This window comes from Streptomyces mangrovisoli, from assembly GCF_000974985.2.
In the GTDB taxonomy this organism is placed as follows: Bacteria; Actinomycetota; Actinomycetes; order Streptomycetales; family Streptomycetaceae; genus Streptomyces; species Streptomyces mangrovisoli.
In genome coordinates this window covers 1-17,522 of record NZ_LAVA02000115.1, presented here as the reverse complement: position 1 = coordinate 17,522, position 17,522 = coordinate 1, and the positions used below count along the sequence as shown (strand labels likewise).

At 73.9% G+C, this 17,522-nt stretch carries 16 protein-coding genes; 8 read left to right on the top strand and 8 right to left on the bottom strand.

Annotated features, from left to right (window positions below):
• Positions 1-107 precede the first annotated feature (107 nt).
• A complete protein-coding gene (locus WN71_RS35810; protein WP_046592087.1) occupies positions 108-674 on the top strand; it encodes a TetR/AcrR family transcriptional regulator in 567 nt (188 codons plus the stop codon).
• Between the two features lie 110 nt (positions 675-784).
• Here the strand turns inward: WN71_RS35810 and WN71_RS35805 are convergent, their stop codons facing one another.
• From WN71_RS35805 to WN71_RS35775, 7 genes are all read right to left on the bottom strand, one after another.
• On the bottom strand, positions 785-1,993 hold the full coding sequence (locus WN71_RS35805; protein WP_046592088.1) for a TerD family protein: 1,209 nt from the start codon (positions 1,991-1,993) through the stop codon (positions 785-787).
• A gap of 139 nt (positions 1,994-2,132) precedes the next feature.
• Positions 2,133-3,122 (bottom strand): zinc-dependent alcohol dehydrogenase family protein, encoded by a 990-nt coding sequence (locus WN71_RS35800; protein ID WP_046592089.1) that lies wholly within the window; start codon positions 3,120-3,122, stop codon positions 2,133-2,135.
• Positions 3,119-4,060: a carbohydrate ABC transporter permease gene (locus WN71_RS35795; protein ID WP_240529883.1), complete on the bottom strand. Its 942-nt coding sequence runs from the start codon at positions 4,058-4,060 to the stop codon at positions 3,119-3,121. The genes WN71_RS35800 and WN71_RS35795 overlap by 4 nt, the downstream gene beginning before the upstream one ends.
• On the bottom strand, positions 4,057-4,995 hold the full coding sequence (locus WN71_RS35790; protein WP_046592090.1) for a carbohydrate ABC transporter permease: 939 nt from the start codon (positions 4,993-4,995) through the stop codon (positions 4,057-4,059). The genes WN71_RS35795 and WN71_RS35790 overlap by 4 nt, the downstream gene beginning before the upstream one ends.
• Positions 4,992-6,365: an ABC transporter substrate-binding protein gene (locus WN71_RS35785; protein WP_046592091.1), complete on the bottom strand. Its 1,374-nt coding sequence runs from the start codon at positions 6,363-6,365 to the stop codon at positions 4,992-4,994. The genes WN71_RS35790 and WN71_RS35785 overlap by 4 nt, the downstream gene beginning before the upstream one ends.
• Positions 6,366-6,525: 160 nt before the next feature.
• Positions 6,526-7,296, bottom strand: coding sequence for a DeoR/GlpR family DNA-binding transcription regulator (locus tag WN71_RS35780; protein WP_046592092.1), 771 nt, complete (start codon positions 7,294-7,296; stop codon positions 6,526-6,528).
• Positions 7,297-7,667: 371 nt separating this feature from the next.
• Entirely contained in the window at positions 7,668-8,477 is an 810-nt protein-coding gene (locus tag WN71_RS35775) for an NAD-dependent epimerase/dehydratase family protein (protein WP_046592093.1), read from the bottom strand.
• A gap of 380 nt (positions 8,478-8,857) precedes the next feature.
• Between WN71_RS35775 and WN71_RS35770 the strand changes: the two genes are divergently transcribed.
• Together WN71_RS35770 and WN71_RS35765 are read left to right on the top strand one after the other, a co-directional pair.
• Entirely contained in the window at positions 8,858-9,799 is a 942-nt protein-coding gene (locus WN71_RS35770; protein ID WP_046592094.1) for a 5-dehydro-4-deoxyglucarate dehydratase, read from the top strand.
• Complete coding sequence (locus WN71_RS35765; protein ID WP_046592095.1) at positions 9,796-10,959, top strand: hypothetical protein; 1,164 nt, start codon at positions 9,796-9,798, stop codon at positions 10,957-10,959. The genes WN71_RS35770 and WN71_RS35765 overlap by 4 nt, the downstream gene beginning before the upstream one ends.
• Here WN71_RS35765 and WN71_RS35760 read toward each other — a convergent pair.
• Positions 10,896-12,278 (bottom strand): MFS transporter, encoded by a 1,383-nt coding sequence (locus WN71_RS35760; RefSeq protein ID WP_063777740.1) that lies wholly within the window; start codon positions 12,276-12,278, stop codon positions 10,896-10,898. The two genes, WN71_RS35765 and WN71_RS35760, sit on opposite strands and share 64 nt — an antisense overlap.
• 179 nt (positions 12,279-12,457) lie before the next feature.
• Here WN71_RS35760 and WN71_RS35755 point away from each other — a divergent pair, with 179 nt between their 5' ends.
• The 5 genes from WN71_RS35755 to araD all read left to right on the top strand — a co-directional run bounded on the left by WN71_RS35755 (position 12,458) and on the right by araD (position 17,420).
• Entirely contained in the window at positions 12,458-13,045 is a 588-nt protein-coding gene (locus tag WN71_RS35755) for a TIGR03086 family metal-binding protein (RefSeq protein WP_046592096.1), read from the top strand.
• Positions 13,046-13,155: 110 nt separating this feature from the next.
• Positions 13,156-13,908 carry an MBL fold metallo-hydrolase gene (locus WN71_RS35750; protein WP_046592097.1) on the top strand — a complete coding sequence of 251 codons (753 nt, stop codon included), beginning with the start codon at positions 13,156-13,158 and terminating at the stop codon, positions 13,906-13,908.
• Between the two features lie 154 nt (positions 13,909-14,062).
• Positions 14,063-14,719 (top strand): GntR family transcriptional regulator, encoded by a 657-nt coding sequence (locus WN71_RS35745; protein ID WP_046592098.1) that lies wholly within the window; start codon positions 14,063-14,065, stop codon positions 14,717-14,719.
• Complete coding sequence (locus WN71_RS35740) at positions 14,716-15,654, top strand: dihydrodipicolinate synthase family protein (protein WP_046592099.1); 939 nt, start codon at positions 14,716-14,718, stop codon at positions 15,652-15,654. Before WN71_RS35745 ends, WN71_RS35740 begins: the two co-directional genes overlap by 4 nt.
• Positions 15,651-17,420, top strand: coding sequence for an L-arabinonate dehydratase (araD, locus tag WN71_RS35735; RefSeq protein ID WP_046592110.1), 1,770 nt, complete (start codon positions 15,651-15,653; stop codon positions 17,418-17,420). The genes WN71_RS35740 and araD overlap by 4 nt, the downstream gene beginning before the upstream one ends.
• Positions 17,421-17,522: the final 102 nt, after the last annotated feature.

Below are 17,522 nucleotides of genomic sequence, written 5' to 3'. Positions count from 1 at the left end.
CAAGCCCGCAGACGGGCCGCATCAGGCGGAGACAGAAAGCGGGGACTGTCTCCGTTTAATGCCAGGTACGATACGGAGAGGGTCCCCGGTTCGCAAGGAGTAACTGGATGACGCAGGTCAGGCCCATGCGCGCGGACGCGCGGCGCAACTACGAACGGCTGCTGAAGGCGGCGGCCGAGGCGTTCGCCGAGCATGGGGAGAACGCCTCCCTCGACGACATCGCCAAGCGCGCGGGGGTCGGCTCCGGCACGCTCTACCGGCACTTCCCGACCCGGCAGGCCCTGCTGGAGGCGGCGTACGTCGACCGGATCGAGGCGCTCGGCCTGCGCGCGGACGAGATCGCGCGGGAACTGCCCCCGGGCGAGGCGCTCATCGAGTGGCTGTACGAGGTGTGCGTCGGCACCATCGAGGTGCGCGGCCTGAAGACCCTGTTGGGCTCGGCCGTCACGGACGGCAGTTCGGCCGCCGTCACCGCCTGCGGGACCTTCATGAAGGACGCGGCCGGCCGGCTGGTCGGCGCCGCGCAGAAGGAGGGCACCCTGCGCCCGGACCTGGAGCCGGTGGACGTGCTGCGCCTGGCCCACGGCATCTCGACGGCCTCCGAACTCGCCGACGGCCGGGGCGCGCACATCCGCCGCTATCTGCTGCTGCTGACGGAGGGGCTGCGGCCGTAGGGCCGACCGCCGCCGTCGCGGGGCGCGAGCGGGCGCGCGCCGTCACGCGGGAACGGGCGCCCCGGCCGGGGCGCCCGTTCCCGCGTGACGGCGGATCGTGAGGGGTGCGGCTACAGCGCCTTCGCGCCCGGGTCCACCATGTTCCGGACCGTGCGCGCCTTCACGAAGTCGCCGAGGCCGGTCATGTCCCACTCGCCGGAGAACTGGCGCACCAGCTTGGCCATCAGCACACCCGTCTGCGCCTCGGCGTTGGTGAGGTCGAAGCGGACCAGCTCCTCGTCCGTGGCGGCGTCCACCAGCCGGCAGTACGCCTTGGCGATGTCGGTGAACTTCTGTCCGGAGAACGAGTTCACGGTGAAGACCAGGCCTGTGACCTCCTGCGGGATCCGGCCGAGGTCGACCACGATCACCTCGTCGTCGCCCCCGCCCTCGCCGGTGAGGTTGTCGCCGGAGTGCTTGACCGCGCCGTTCAGGATGGACAGCTTGCCGAAGTAGCAGCTGTCGACGTGGTTGCGCTGGGGGCCGTAGGCGATGACCGACGCGTCGAGGTCGATGTTGCCGCCGCGGTAGGCGGGCTCCCAGCCCAGGCCCATCTTGACCAGGGAGAGCAGCGGCCGGCCGCCCTTGACCAGCGACACCGTCTGGTTCTTCTGGAGGCTGACCCGGCCCTTGTCCAGGTTGATCTTCCCGGCGCCCGGGGCGGGCGCGGCCGGCGCGGCGGGCGGTGCCTGCGGCGCGACGGGAGCCGGGGGGACGGGCTGCGGCGCGGTCGGCTGCGGCGGGGCCACGGGCTGCGGCGGCGCGACCGGGGCCGCCGGGGCGGCGGGCTCCTCCACACTCACGCCGAAGTCGGTGGCGATGCCCGCCAGTCCGTCGGCGTACCCCTGGCCCACCGCGCGGGCCTTCCACTGGCCGCCGCGCAGATAGATCTCCACCACGACCAGGGCCGTCTCCGTGCCGAGCTGCGGCGGCGTGAACGTGGCCAGCACGCTGCCGTCGCCCGCGTCGCGGATCGTGGCCGTGGGCTCGATGCCCTGGAAGGTCTGGCCCGCGGCGTCCGGGCTCGCCGTGACGACGACCTTCTCGATGCCGGGCGGCAGGGCGGCCGTGTCGACCGTGATCGAGTCGGGGGCCGCGCCGCCGCCCGACCGGTACGTCACGCCCGGTCCGGAGGGCTGGTTGTAGAAGATGAAGTCGTCGTCCGAGCGGACCTTGCCGTCGGAGGTCAGCAGCAGGCCCGACACGTCGAGCCGCACGGGAGCGGCGACGTCCACCGCCACCCGGGAGGCGGTGAGAGGGATGTTCGAGCCAGGGGTCATAGCTGTCATGCCCCCAAGAACGAACGAACCCGCTTTACCGTTCCCTTACCAGGACCGGTGGTGTGAACCGCCCGCCCGCCGGGGCGCGCCCCGCCTTTTTCTGCGGCACCACCACCTCCCCCACGGCACCCCGCCTCCCCTACGGCACCACGACGATCTTCCGCCCCACCCCCGCCCGGAACTGCTCCAGCGCCTCGGGGTAGCGCTCCAGCGGGATGCGGTCGCTGATGAACACGTCCGGGTCGAGGATCCCGTTCGCGAACAGCTCGGCGGCCCGCTCGAAGCTGTGCAGCACGGCCATCGAGCCGGTGATGGTGATCTCCTGGTTGTAGATGCGGTACGGGTCGATGCTCACCCGGGTCGCGTAGTCGGCCACCCCGAACTGGAGGAAGGTGCCGGCCTTCGCGACCCGGTCCAGGCCGTCCTGGATCGCGGCCGCGTTGCCGGTCGCGTCGACCACCAGGTCCCAGCCCTGCGGCCGGTCCAGCTCGTCCGCGCCGCCCGCCGCGGCCGACACGCCCAGCCGGCGGGCGGTCGCCAGTCGGGCGGGGTTCACGTCGACGACGTCCACGCTCGCCGCGCCCGTGCGCTTGGCCAGTTCCAGCATCATCAGCCCCATCGTCCCGGAGCCGTAGATCAGCACATGGGCGCCGAGGCGGGAGGCGAGCACGTCGTAGCCGCGGACCGCGCACGACAGCGGTTCGATCAGGGCCGCGTCCTCGGTGCGGACGTGCTCGGGCAGCTTCACGCAGTTGGCGACCGGTGCCACCGCGTACCGGGCGGCGCCGCCCGCCGTGGTGACACCGATCGCGGCCCACCGCTCGCAGAGGTTGTTGTGTCCGCCACGGCACTGGCGGCACTCGAAGCAGTACAGCGACGGGTCCACGGCGACCCGGTCGCCCACCGCGACCTCCGTCACCCGGGTGCCCACCCCGACCACCTCGCCCGCGAACTCGTGCCCCGGCACGATCGGCAGCTCGGGCGCGAACTCGCCCTGGAGGATGTGCAGATCGGTGCCGCACAGGCCGCAGGCGGCGACCTCCACGACCACCTCGCGCGGCCCTGGCGCCGGGTCCGGGACCTCGCCGACCACGGCGCGGCCCACGGACTCGATGACGGCGGCCCTCATTTCACGGCTCCCAACGACAGGCCCTGGACCAGTTTGTCCTGGGCGGCGAACCCCGCGGCGAGCACCGGCAGGGAGACGACGAGCGAGGCCGCGGCGACCTTCGCCAGGAACAGGCCCTGGCTGGTGATGAAGCCGGTCAGGAAGACAGGCGCGGTCTCCGCGACCACACCGGTCAGCACGCGGGCGAACAGCAGCTCGTTCCAGCTGAAGATGAAGCAGATCAGCGCGGTCGCGGCGATGCCGGGCAGGGCGATGGGGGCGACCACGCGGGCGAGGATCGTGGGCAGCCGGGCCCCGTCGACCCGGGCCGCCTCGACCACCGCGACCGGGACCTCCGCGAGGAACGACTGCATCATCCACACCGCGATCGGCAGGTTCATCGACGTGTAGAGGACGACGAGCAGCCAGATGTTGTCCAGCAGCCCGGCGTTCTTCGCGAACAGGTAGACCGGCAGCAGCCCCGCCACCGCCGGGAGCATCTTCGTGGACAGGAAGAAGAACAGCACGTCCGTCCACTTGCGCACCCGCCGGATCGACAGCGCGTACGCCGCCGGCAGCGCGAGCAGCAGCACGAGCAACGTCGAAGTCACCGACGCCACAGCTGAGTTGGTCAGCGCGGGCCAAGGGCTCGCGCCGCCGCCGGTGCCGAAGAACTCGCGGTAGCCGTCCAGGGTGAGCGAGGCGCCGAAGGACGGCGGGTTGGTAGCCGCGTCCTGCTCGGAGTGGAAGGACGTCAGCGCCATCCAGGCGAGGGGGAGGAAGAACACGATCCCGGCCACCCAGGCCGCCAGCGCGAGGCCGGTGCCCCCGCGGCGGCGGCCCCCGGCCCGGCGGCCGGCCCCGCCGGGACCTGCCCCGCGGCCGGCCCGTTCCGGTCCGCCGTCCCCGGTACGGCTCTTCGGGCGGCCGGCGTCTCCGGCCGCGGCTGCTGTGCTCATGCGCGCGACACCTCCTCGCGGAACAGGGACGACACCACGCGCAGGGCGAGGGTCGCGATGACGATGGAGCCGATGACCACCAGCACGCCCGCGGCCGAGGCGAGGCCGTTCTCGTGGGCCTGGTAGAAGCTCTGGTACACGGTGTAGGGCAGGTTGGCGGTGCCGAGCCCGCCGGAGGTGAGGGTGAAGACGGCGTCGAAGTTCTGCACGATGTAGATCGAGCCGAGCAGTGCGCCCAGTTCGAGGTAGCGGCGCAGATGCGGCAGGGTCAGATACCGGAACACCTGCCAGTCGCTCGCGCCGTCCACCCGGGCCGCCTCGAGCTGCTCGTGGTCGCGGCTCTGCAGCCCGGCGAGCAGGATCAGCATCATGAACGGAGTCCACTGCCACACCAGCGACGCCTCGACCGCGAGCAGCGGGGTGCGCGAGATCCAGTCCGGCTGCGGGCCGCCGACATAGTGCAACAGGCCGTTGAACAGCCCGTATTCGGGGTTGTACAGGATGTGCTTCCACAGCAGCGCCGCGGCCACCGGGACCACCAGGAACGGGGCGATCAGCAGGGTGCGGACCACGCCCCGGCCGCGGAAGCGGCGGTCGAGCAGCAGTGCGAGGCCGAGGCCGAGGACCAGGCTGGCCAGCACCACGGCGACGGTGAGCAGGACCGTCGTCCACACCGAGTGGCGCAGGTCGGCGTCCGTGAGCACCTGGTGGTAGTTGTCGAGGCCGGTGAAGCGGCGGGCTTTCGGATAGAGGGCGTTCCAGTCGAAGAAGGAGATCACCACCGTGGCCACGAACGGGAGTTGGGTCACGACGATCATGAAGACGAGGGCGGGCATCAGCGGGGCGCGGGTGGCCCACGCGCGCAGCCGCGCGGAGGGCGGCCGGCCGGCCCGGACGGCGGGAGCGGCCACGGGGGCCGCGGTCGTGGCGGTCATCGTCCCTGGTACTCCTCGGAGATGCGCTCGGCGAGCGCCTGCGACTTCTTCAGGGCCTCCGCGACGGACTGGCGTCCGGCGACGGCCGCGCTGATCTCCTGGGAGACCTTGGTGCCGAGGTCGGTGAACTCGGGGATGCCGACGAACTGGATGCCGGGCGCGGGCCGTGGCTGCACCCCGGGGTCGTTCGGCCGGGCGTTCTCGATGGCGTCCTTCGTCATCTCCTGGAAGGAGGCCGCGGACGTGCGGTAGTCGGCGTTCTCGTAGGTCGAAGCCCGTTTCCCGGCGGGCACGTTCGCCCAGCCGCTCGTCTCGCCGACGAGCTGCTCGTACCCCTTGCCCGACGCCCAGGAGACGAACTGCCATGCCTTGTCGGCATTGTGGGACGCCTTCTGGATGCCCCAGGCCCAGGTGTAGAGCCAGCCGGAGGACTCCGTCTGCTCCACCGGGGCGGGCACGTAACCGAGTTTGCCCTTCACCGGGGAGTCCGCCGCCTCCAGCAGTCCGGCCGCGGACGTGGCGTCGTACCACATGGCGACCTTGCTCTGGGTCATGTCGTTGAGGCATTCGGCGAACCCGGACTGGGCGGCTCCCGACTCGCCGTGCGCGCGCACGAGACCGACGTAGAACTTCGTCGCCTTCTCGAAGGCGGGGGAGTCCAGCCGCGCCTTCCACCGGGTGTCGAACCAGGTGCCGCCGAAGGTGTTCACGACCGTGGTCAGCGGTGCCATCAGCTCGCCCCAGCCGGGCAGTCCGCGCAGGCAGATGCCCTTCATGCCGGACTCGGCGCCGTCCACCTTCGCCGCGAGGTCCGCCACCTGCTGCCAGGTGGGGTGCGCGGGCATGGTCAGGCCCTTCTTCGCGAACACGTCCTTGCGGTACATCAGGAACGACGACTCGCCGTAGAACGGCTGCCCGTAGAGCTTGCCGTCGTCGGCGGTCAGCGACTGCCGCATCGGCTTCAGGATGTCCTGCTCGTCGTAGCCGGGGTCCTTCGCCACGTACGAGTCCATCTCGTGCAGCCAGCCGTTGCGGGCGTAGATCGGTATCTCGTAGTTGGACAGGGTCGCCACGTCGTACTGGCCGGCCTGGTTGGCGAAGTCCTGGCTGATCTTGTCGCGGACGTCGTTCTCCGGCAGCACGGTGAAGTTGACCTTGATGCCGGTCTCCTTCGTGAAGTGGGCGGCGGTGAGCTTCTGGAGCTCGGTCATCTGGGGGTTGTTGACCATCAGGACGTTGATCGAGTCGCCGCCGGAGCCTGCCCCGCCGGCCCCGGCCCAGCAGCCGGAGAGCAGCGGGGCGAGCAGCGTCCCTGCGGCGGCGCAGGCGAGCAGCGCTCGCGGTGGCCGTCGTCGGCTCGGGGTTCGCATGAATCGCTCCTGGACTTGGAGGGGGTGAATGTGTGCATATGGGGCACAGTCGGGCGTGCCGTGCGTCGTGCGTGGTGTGTGGTGCGTGGTGTGTCGTGCGCCTTGTGCCGTACCCGGGTGGGCCGCCGGGGTCGGACCCGTACGCGGGTGGGCCGCCGGGTCAGACCCGTACGACCTGCGGCCCCAGCAGCGCGTACCGGTGCGCCTCGGCCGCGGGCAGCAGGGTGCTGGTCACGATCGCCTCCAACGCGCCGACCTCGGCGAACCGGCAGAAGCTGACCGCGCCGAACTTGGTGTGCACGCCGACGAACACGGTCCGCCGCGCCGCCCGCACGGCCTGCGCCTTGACCTCGCCGACGGCCGGGTCCGGGGTGGTCAGGCCGTGCTCGCGGGAGATGCCGTTGGCGCCGATGTACGCGAGGTCGACGACGAAGCCGGCCAGCATCTTCGTCGTCCAGTGGTCGACGGTCGCCAGGGTGCCGGGCCGCACCCGGCCGCCGAGCAGCAGCACGGAGACGTTCCCGGCCCCCGCGAGCGCCCCGGCGACCGGCAGGGAAGCGGTGACCACGGTGAGCGGGCGGTCGGTGGGCAGCGCCTCGGCGATCAGCTGCGGGGTGAACCCCTCGTCGACGAAGACCGTCTCCGCGTCCCCGAGCAGGTCGGCCGCCGCGGCGGCGATCCGGCGCTTCTCGGGGACATGGCTGGTGGCACGGTAGGCGAGCGTGGTCTCGAACCCCGCGCTCTCCACGGGGTAGGCGCCGCCGTGGGTGCGGCGCACCAGTCCGTGGTCCTCCAGGGCGCGCAGATCCCGTCGCACGGTCTCCTTCGCCACGCCCAGGTCGGCGGCGAGCGCGGTGACGTCGACCGAGCCGGTGGCGCGGGCGGCCCGCACGATCTCCCGCTGACGCTCCTCCGCCGTCCGTGCGCCCATGGTGTCGCCTCCCTCGCCGCGGAGCTGCCCGTTCGGACTCATGGGGGAAGTTCTACAGCGGGCACACCGCACGGACCAGGCCTGTTGCGGGCCCGATGCTGCCCGGGTGTGCCCGTTCGCGCGGCGGCGTGCCCGTCGTGGACCTGCGCGGCCACGGGGTGCGGCGGGAGAGCGGGCAGGTTCCGTGCCCGAATGCGGGAGCGGGCGGGCCCGTTCGGTGCCCGCCCGCGGTCGGCCCGGTCCGGGCCACGCCGTCCTTCGGTCGGCCCGGCTCGGTCCGGGCCACGCCTTCTCTCGCTCGGCCCGGCTCGGTCCGGGCCACGCCTTCTCTCGGTCGGCCCGGCCCGGCTCGGTCCGGGCCGCTCCGTCCGTCAGTACGGCCAGATCGGCGGGTCGGTCACGAAGTGCCCGCCGAGGCAGGCGTGCGCCGGGTTGCCGTCCTCCAACTCGCCGTGCTCGGCGATCAGTTCGGCGGCGTACGGCTCCGAGTCGTCCCGCGGCTCGTAGCCGAGGGCGCGCGCGCTCGAAAGGTCCCACCACAGGCGGGTGTTGGCGGAGCTGCCGTAGACGACGGTGTGGCCGACGCCCTCGGCGGTCAGGGCCGCGTGGAAGAGGCGGGCGCCGTCGGCGGGGCTCATCCACACCGAGAGCATCCGCACGCTGGTCGGCTCGGGGAAGCAGGAGCCGATGCGCACGGAGACCGTCTCCAGGCCGTGCTTGTCCCAGTAGAGCTGGGCGAGGTCCTCGCCGAAGGACTTCGACAGGCCGTAGAAGGTGTCGGGGCGGCGCGGGGTGTCGACCGGGATCAGCGGGTCGTCGCCCCGGGGGCGCGGGGTGAAGCCGACGGCGTGGTTGGAGGAGGCGAGGACGATCCGGGGGACGCCCTCCTCGCGGGCCGCCTCGTAGAGGTTGTAGGTGCCCTCGATGTTCGACTTCAGGATCTTCTCGAAGGGTGCTTCCAGGGAGATGCCCGCGAGGTGCACGATCGCGTCGACGCCCCGGACGGCCTCGCGCAGCGCGTCCTTGTCGGAGAGGTCCGCGGTGATCGCCTCCGGCGCGTCCTCGATCGGGCGCAGGTCGAACAGGCGCAGGGTGTAGCCGTGGCCGGGGAGCAGGCCCCGCATCAAGGTGCCGAGCCCGCCGGCGGCGCCGGTGAGCAGAACGGTGCGGGGAGCGGGCATCGTCGGCCTCCTGGTGTCGGCTGCACGGCCGTGGCGCTGTCCGGGGTGCGGGTGGCCGCATTTGTGCACAGCATTCACATTCATGGACACGCTAAGGAGTGCGAGCCCGTCCCGTCAAGGGCGTGCGGGGTGCGGCGGGGTGCCGCGGGCCGCTTCCCGGGGGTGCGCGGGGCATCTCCGCCCGCGTGGTGGGAGGGGCCGGTCCGCTCCTCGGGAGGATTCCGCCCGCTCCCAGGGGTGCACGCCGGGGGCGGGCGGGGGATCCGATCCGTCCCTCAGGAGCGGGTATGCCCGCTTGACCGGCCCTCTGGCGCGCTTTAGCGTGGCTCCGTTCAGGAATATGGACACCGATCATAGGCGTGCACCAACAGGGAGAGCCCGTGACGTCTGCCCCCCTCGCCGCTCGGCTCCGCAACCCCAGCGGGCCGCTGTTCTTCCCCGTCACCGCCTACGGCCCCGACGGCGCCCTCGACCTGGACGTCTACCGCGCCCATGTCCGCCGAGGGGTGGACGCCGGGGCCGCCGCCGTGTTCGCCTGCTGCGGCACCGGCGAGTTCCACGCGCTCACCCCCGAGGAGTTCGGGGCCGCGGTCGGCGCGGCCGTCGAGGCCGCGGACGGACGCGTCCCGGTCGTCGCGGGCGCCGGGTACGGCACCGCGCTCGCCGTCCGCTACGCCCGGCTGGCCGAGGAGGCGGGCGCCGACGCCCTGCTCGCCATGCCGCCCTATCTCGTCCTCGCGGCGCAGGAAGGGCTGCTGCGCCACTACCGGGAGCTGGCCGCCGCGACCCGCCTGCCGCTGATCGTCTACCAGCGCGACAACGCCGTGTTCACCCCGCGGAGCGTCGTCCGGCTCGCCCGGACCGAGGGCGTCATCGGCTTCAAGGACGGACTGGGCGACCTCGACCTGATGCAGCGGATCGTCAGCGCGGTGCGCACCGAAGTCCCCGGCGACTTCCTCTACTTCAACGGCCTGCCCACCGCCGAGCAGACCCAGCTCGCCTACCGCGCCCTCGGCATCACCCTCTACTCCTCGGCCGTCTTCTGCTTCGCCCCCGAGATCGCCCTCGCCTTCCACACGGCGCTGCGCACCGGCGACGACACCACCGCGCACCGCCTCCTCGACGGCTTCTACCGCCCCTTCGTCGAACTGCGCGCCCAGGGCCGCGGCTACGCCGTCTCCCTCGTCAAGGCGGGCGTACGGCTGAGCGGCCTGGACGTCGGGGAGGTGCGGCCGCCGCTGCACGAGCCGCCCGAGGACCACGTCAAGCAACTCGCCCTGATCATCGAGCGCGGCCAGGCGCTGCTCAAGGAGGACGCGTGAGGACCTCGGCCTTCCTCTACCCCTGGGACGTCGTCGGCGACCCGGACGCCGCCGCGCGCACCGCGTCCCTCGGCGTGGCCCAGGTGACGCTCGCCGCCGCCTACCACTCCACCCGCGCGCTGACCCCCCGGCATCCGCGCCACCGGATCGTCACCGCCGAGCACGCCGCCGTGCTCTACCCGCCGGGCGAGCGGTGGTCGGGCCGCGCCCTGCGGCCGTACCCGGCGGGCGACTGGGCGCCGGGCGACGCGTACGGCGAGGCCGCCGCCGCGCTCGCCGACGCGGGCCTCGACGTGCACACCTGGGTCGTCCTCGCGCACAACTCCCGCCTGGGCGCGGAGCATCCGGACACCTCGGTGGTCAACGCCTACGGCGACCGCTACCCGTGGGCGCCGTGCATCGCGCAGCCCGCCACCCGCGCCCTCCTCGTCGACCTCGCCGCCGAGGCGGCGGTCCGCCCCGGCGCGCGCGGCACCGAACTGGAGTCCCTCGGCTGGTACGGCCTCACGCACCTGCACGCCCACGACAAGACCAGCGGGGTCGGACTCGGTGACGCGGGCGCCTACCTGATGGCGCTCTGCTTCTGCCCGCGGTGCCGGACCGGCTACGGCGAACAGGGCCTGGACGCCGACGCGTTGGCCGCCGCCGTACGGTCCGCGCTGGAGCCCGTCTGGCGCGGCGCGCCGTCCGACGGCGGCTGGCCGGGCGTGGAGAAGCTGCTCGGCGAGGGGCGCGCGGCCGCGATCCGCGCCTGGCGCGACGGCACCGCGCGCACCCTCCAGGAGGCGGCCGTGGCGGCCGTGCGGGCCGCCGCGCCCGAGGGCTTCCGGGTGCTTTTGCACGCCGACCCGGTGTCGTACCACTGCGGCGCCAACGCCGGCGTGGACCCGGCGCACATCCTGTCCGTCGCGGACGGCGTGGTCGTGCCCTGCACGGGCGGGGCCGGACTGCTCACCCCGTTCGCGGAGGCCCGGCGCGGGGGCGCGGTGCTCGCCGCCAACTTCACGATCGTGTCCGGGATGGGCGGCCGGCCGGCCGCCCTCGCCGCGGACGCGGCCCGCGCCCGCGACCTCGGCGCGAACGAACTGCGGCTCTATCACGCCGGGTTGGCATCGGACGACGACCTGTCCGCGGTACGCGAGGCCCTCCGGGCGGGGTGAGCGGACGGCCACCCGGCCGCGGGGGACCGCGGTTCGCCGGGCGGTGCGGTGGCCGGTGGCCCGGCGCCGGTGCGGGCCGACGGCGGGGCCGCGGTGCGGGGCGGCTCCCCGGAGGTCGTACGGGCGGCGGTCGCGGGCGGGCGGGTGAGGGCGGCGGCCACGGTGAGCAGCAGGGCGCCGGTCGCCACCGACAGCAGCCGCTGGTCCACGACCGCGACCAGCCACGCCCCGCCGCCGAGACCGAGCACGGTCGGCGCGTTGACCACCGTGCCGGCCGTGGCCGACACCCGGCCCAGCAGCTCGACCGGCGTCTCGCGCTGCACCTCCGTGAACGCCGCGACGAGCACACAGGGCAGCCCCAGACCGACCCCGGCGCTGCACGCCACCGTCACCACGTCGTAGGGCACCGCGCGGGCCGCCACACAGAGCGCGGCCACGGCGATGCCCGCCGCCGCGAGCCTCAGCGCGCCGAGTCGCCGCAGCGCGGGCCCGGACAGCAGCCCGGCCACCGCCGAACCGGCGCCCTGCGCCGTGGACAGCACACCGACGAAGGCGGGGGAGCGGCCGAGCGCGTCGACCACGGCGTAGGTCGTCGCGGCGTTCACCCCGGCCAGCAGCATGGTCGCGCCGCCCGCGAGCACCAGCGGGCGCAGCCGCGGGTGCCCCCACAGCTGCCGGGCGCCCTGCGCGGTCGCCTCCCGCCAGGTCCCGTCGGCCGTCGGCCGGGGCGGCTCCTTCGCGACCCGCACCAGCAGCCACACCGCCGCCGCGACCGCGCAGCTCGCCGCGTCCACCCCCGCCACCGCGGGGCCGCCGTACGCCGCGTACAGGCCCGCGCCCACCGCCGGGGCGAGCAGCCGCACGCCCTCCGCCGCGGTCGTCCGCAGCCCGTTCAGATCGCCGAGCAGCTCCCCGTCGACGACGGACGCGAGCAGCGCCGACTCCGCGGGGTCCTGCACGGCGAGCACGGCGCCGTAGACCAGCAGGACCGTGAACAGCAGCCACACGCGGTCCGGGGAGCGCACGGCGAACAGCGTGAGCAGGGCGGCGGCGAGGGCGAGGTCGGTCGCGATCAGCAGCGGCCTGCGCCGGACCCGGTCGGCGAGCAGGCCGAGCGCCGGACCGGCCAGGGTCGGCAGCCACATCGCGAGCGTGCACAGCGCGGCCAGCGTGTTCGAGCCGCTGAGGTCCTTCACCCACACCCCGGCGACCGTCCCCAGCGCGGACGTGCCGAAGGAGGAGACCACCACACCGGCGAGATACGGCCCCGCGGCGCGGTCCCCGAGGACCCGCGCCACCGTCCGGTTCTGCTTCTTCATGGCACGTCATCGTGGTTCTGAGGCGGGGGCCGCGGCATCGGTCAGGTGCCCTATTTCCTCCTGCGGAGGGGGTCGCGCCGATGAGTTCCCGCGGCCCCGCCGGTCACCCCTCGTAGGGCGACCGCGCCCTCCCGCGGTCCCGTGCGCGGCGGTCTCCGCGCATCCCGAAGGAGCAGGGCATGACCGACACGATGTTCGACCTCGGCCCCCAGACCCGTGTGGTGGCCCGGCTGGCGGAGGGCGTGCGCGACGAGCAGCTCGCGGACGTCACACCGTGCCCGGGGTGTGCCGTGCGCAATCTGCTCGGGCATCTGACCGGCCTCGCGGGTGCGTTCCGCGACGCCGGGCGCAAGCGGCTCGGCGCCACGACCGACACCGCCCCCGACGCCCGTACCCCCGACATCGGCCCCGGCTGGCGGCGGGAGCTGCCCGAGGTGCTCGACGGACTCGCCGAGGCCTGGCGCGACCCCGCGGCCTGGGACGGCGTGACCCGTGCGGGCGGGGTGAGCCTGCCCGGTGCCGTCGCCGCCGCGGTCGCGGCCGACGAACTGGTGATCCACGGCTGGGACCTGGCCCGTGCCACCGGCCAGGAGTACGACCCGGACCCGGTGGCGCTGGAGGCGTCGTACGGCTTCCTGCGCGCGGCGGCCGAGGACCCCTCGCGCGGCGGCGGCATCTTCGGGCCCGTCGTGCCGGTGCCGGACGGGGCGCCCCTGCTCGACCGGGCGGTCGGCCTCAGCGGACGGGACCCGGCCTGGAAGCCGTAGCCATTCAGGGGCTCTGGTGGTCGACCGCGGCCCGGTGGGGGGGGCTGGTCGCGGGCGGAGGCGGCGAAACCGGCAGCGGGCCAAGGGGACGAAACCGTACGCTCCCCACCATGCCCCTCAGCCTCACCGTCCTCGGCACCGCCTCCCCGCACCCCGGTCCGGACCGCCCGTGCTCCGGCTATCTGCTGCGCGGCGGAGGGGCCGAGGTGTGGCTGGACGCGGGGCCCGGCACGTTCGCCGCGTTGCAGCGGCACACGGATCCCTCCCGGCTCACCGCCATCTGGATATCCCATCTGCACGCCGACCACAGCGCCGATCTGCTCGCCGCGGCCTACGCGTTCGCGTTCGGCGGCCTCACCCCGCCCGCGCCGGTCCCGGTGTACGCGCCGCCCGACTGCGCGCGCCGCCTCGCGGGCTTCTTCGGCCGGCCCGACGTCGGCTTCCTCGGCCGGGTGCTGGACTTCCGCCCCCTGTACGACGGCCACGCCGTCCGGCACTGGAACCTCGGGCTCACCGCCCGCGCCGTCGCCCACGACACCGAGAGCTACGGGCTGCGCGCCGAGTCCCAGGGCAGCGTCCTCGCCTACTCCGGGGACAGCGGACCGTGCGACGCGCTCGTCCAACTCGCCACGGGAGCCGAGGTGTTCCTGTGCGAGGCCGACATCGACGCGCATCGCGAAGGCGAACAGGTCCATCTGACCCCGGAGGACGCCGGCCGGATCGCCCGCACCGCCCGGGTGCGGCAGCTGCTCGTCACCCATGTCGGCCCCACCCTCACCCGCGAGGCTGCGGCCGCCCGCGCGGCCGCGGTCTCCGGCCGGCCGACCGACGCCGCGCGCGAGGGCGAGACCCGCACCTTCTGAACCGCACCCCAACTCCGCGGCGAGTGGGGCGACTTCTTGTGCGCAAGGCGTTGACGAACCCCCCGGGCGCTCCTACCTTCGTCCCGTCGTACCTCGTACGTCATATATGAGACGCGATACACGAGATCCGAAACGCGACCGACGAGAGGCGTGCATGACCTCCGTGCCCCTGCCGATCCCGTCCCGCACGCAGTTCGTGCTCGACGCGATCAAACACCGCATCCTCACCGGACGGCTGACACCCGGTCAGGCCCTGGTCGAGACCGACCTCGCCGCGCAGTTCGGGGTGTCCAAGACCCCGGTGCGCGAGGCGCTCAAGACCCTGGCCGGCACCGGACTGGTCGTGATGAGCCAGTACAAGGGCGTCACGGTGCGCATGGTGGACGCGGACATGGCGCGCGAGGTCTACGACGTACGGCTGCTCCTGGAGCCGGAGGCGGTGCGCCGCGCGGTGCGCCGCGGCGCCTCCCTGGAGGCCGCCCGCGACGCGCTGACCCGTGCCGACGGGGCCGCCGACACCGCCGAACGCTCCCTCGCCAACCGGGAGTTCCACCGCGCCCTGTATCTGCCCTGCGGCAACCCGCTGCTCGGCCGGATGCTCGACGAGGTCCGCGACCAGGCCGCCCTGGTCTCCGCCGTCGCCTGGGCCACCGACCCGTCGTGGGAGCGGGAGGCCGGCGAGCACCGGGAGATCCTGCGGCTGGCTTTGGCGGGCGACGCCGACGGCGCGGCCGACGCGGTCCGCGCCCACATCGCCTCGTTCGTCGAGCGGGCGTTCCCGCGGACCGCCACCGAGGAGGGCCGGGCATGAGCGGCACGGCGTTCGACGCCCAACGCGCGGCCCTCGCCGACGTGGTGGCGATCCCGGTGACCCCGTTCGCCGCGGACGGCGGCATCGACCGGGACGCCCACCGGGTGCTGCTGCGCAGGCTGCTCGACGGGGGGATCACCACCCTCACCCCCAACGGAAACACCGGCGAGTTCTACGCCCTCACACCCGACGAGCGGCGCCTGGTCACGGAGTTGACGCTGGAGGTGGCGGGCGGGCGCGCGGCGGTCCTCGTCGGCGTCGGCCACGACCTGCCCACCGCCGTCGCCTCCGCCCGGCACGCGGCCGAGCACGGCGCCGGCATGGTGATGGTCCATCAGCCGGTCCACCCCTATGTGGCGCAGGCCGGCTGGGTCGCCTACCACCGGGCCGTCGCGGCGGCGGTGCCCGACCTGGGCGTGGTGCCGTACATCCGCAACGCGCAGCTCACCGGCGCCCGGCTGGCCGAACTCGCCGACGCCTGCCCGAACGTCGTGGGCGTGAAGTACGCGGTGCCGGACGCGGCGCGGTTCGCCGCCTTCGCCCGGGACGCGGGCCTGGAGCGCTTCGTCTGGGTGGCCGGGCTGGCCGAGCCGTACGCGCCGTCGTACTTCTCCGCGGGCGCCACCGGCTTCACCTCCGGCCTGGTCAACGTGGCCCCCTCGGTCTCGCTGGACATGATCGAGGCGCTGCGGTCGGGTGACTACCGGGCCGCCATGACGGTCTGGGAGCGGATCCGCCGCTTCGAGGAACTGCGGGCCGCGCACGGCTCCGCCGACAACGTCACCGTCGTCAAGGAGGCCCTGGCCTCGCTGGGCCTGTGCCGCCGCGACGTCCGCCCGCCGAGCCACGAACTGCCGCACGAGGCGCGTGCCGAGGTCGCCGCCATCGCCGCGGCCTGGTCGGCGCGGACGACGGCCGGAAGGTGGTCGGCATGACCAGCACCGAACCCCCGGCCCGGCCCACCCCCGACCGCCCCGCCCGCAAACGTCCGGAGGACCTGCGCAGTCATCAGTGGTACGGCACCGGCGGGCTGCGCTCCTTCAGTCATCGTGCCCGTACCCGGCAGCTCGGCTACCTGCCCGAGGAGCATCTCGGCAAGCCCGTCATCGCGATCCTCAACACCTGGTCCGACATCAACCCCTGCCACGTGCATCTGCGCGACCGGGCGCAGGCGGTGAAGCGGGGCGTCTGGCAGGCGGGCGGCTTCCCGCTGGAGTTCCCCGTCGCGACCCTCAGCGAGACCTTCCAGAAGCCCACCCCCATGCTCTACCGCAACCTTCTCGCCCTGGAGACCGAGGAGTTGCTGCGCTCGTACCCGGTCGACGGCGCCGTCCTCATGGGCGGCTGCGACAAGTCCACGCCCGCGCTGCTGATGGGCGCCGCGTCCGTCGGCCTGCCGGCCGTGTTCGTGCCCGCCGGGCCCATGCTGCCCGGCCACTGGCGCGGCGAAGTGCTCGGCTCCGGCACCGACATGTGGAAGTACTGGGACGACCGGCGCGCCGGGATCATCGGCGACTGCGAGATGGGCGAGCTGGAGAGCGGACTCGCCCGCTCGCCGGGCCACTGCATGACCATGGGTACGGCCTCCACGCTCACCGCCGCCGCCGAGGCGCTCGGCGTGACCGTGCCGGGCGCGTCCAGCATCCCCGCGGTGGACTCCGGGCACGACCGCATGGCGGCCGCCTCCGGACTGCGCGCGGTCGAGCTGGTCCACCGGGACCGGAGGCTCTCCGACATCCTCACCCGCGAGGCGTTCGAGGACGCGGTCACCACCGTCCTCGGCCTCGGCGGCTCCACCAACGCCGTCATCCACCTCATCGCGATGGCGGGCCGGGCCGGGGTCCGCCTCACCCTCGACGACTTCGACCGCATCGCCCGCACGGTCCCCGTCCTCGCCAACGTCCGCCCCGGCGGCGACCGCTATCTGATGGAGGACTTCCACTTCGCGGGCGGCCTGCCCGGCTTCCTGTCCCGCATCCCCGACCTGCTGCACCTGGACCGGCCCACGGTCGCGCACGACACCCTGCGCGAACAGCTCGCCGGCGCGCGGGTCCACGACGACGACGTGATCCGGCCCCGCGACCACCCCGTCGCCCCGGAGGGCGGGGTCGCGGTGCTGCGCGGCAACCTCTGCCCCGACGGCGCCGTCATCAAGCACATCGCCGCCGAGCCGCACCTGCTCAAGCACACCGGCCCCGCCGTGGTCTTCGACGACTACCGCACCCTGCAGCGCACGATCGACGACCCCGCGCTCGGCATCACCGCGGACAGTGTGCTGGTGCTGCGCAACGCGGGCCCCAGGGGCGGCCCGGGAATGCCCGAGTACGGGATGCTGCCGCTCCCCGCCCACCTGCTGAAACAGGGGGTCCGCGACATGGTGCGGATCTCCGACGCCCGGATGAGCGGCACGAGCTACGGCGCCTGCGTCCTGCACATCGCGCCCGAGTCGTACGTCGGCGGCCCGCTGGCGCTGGTGCGCACCGGGGACCTGATCACCCTGGACGTCGAGGCGCGCACCCTGCGGCTCGACGTGGACGACGCCGAACTGGCGCGCCGGCGGGCCGCGTGGACGCCGCCGCCCGCCCGCTTCGAGCGCGGCTACGGCGCGCTGTACGAGGAGCACGTCACCCAGGCCGACACCGGCTGCGACTTCACGTTCCTGGCCCGCCCCGGCCAGGTCCCGGACCCCTACGCCGGCTGACCCGGGCGACCCTGGTCCCGCACTCACCGGCACCGACGCACGTGTACGTAGCAAGCGCTTCCTGCACGGCCCGTACCCGCCCGCCCCCGCCCCGTGATCGCC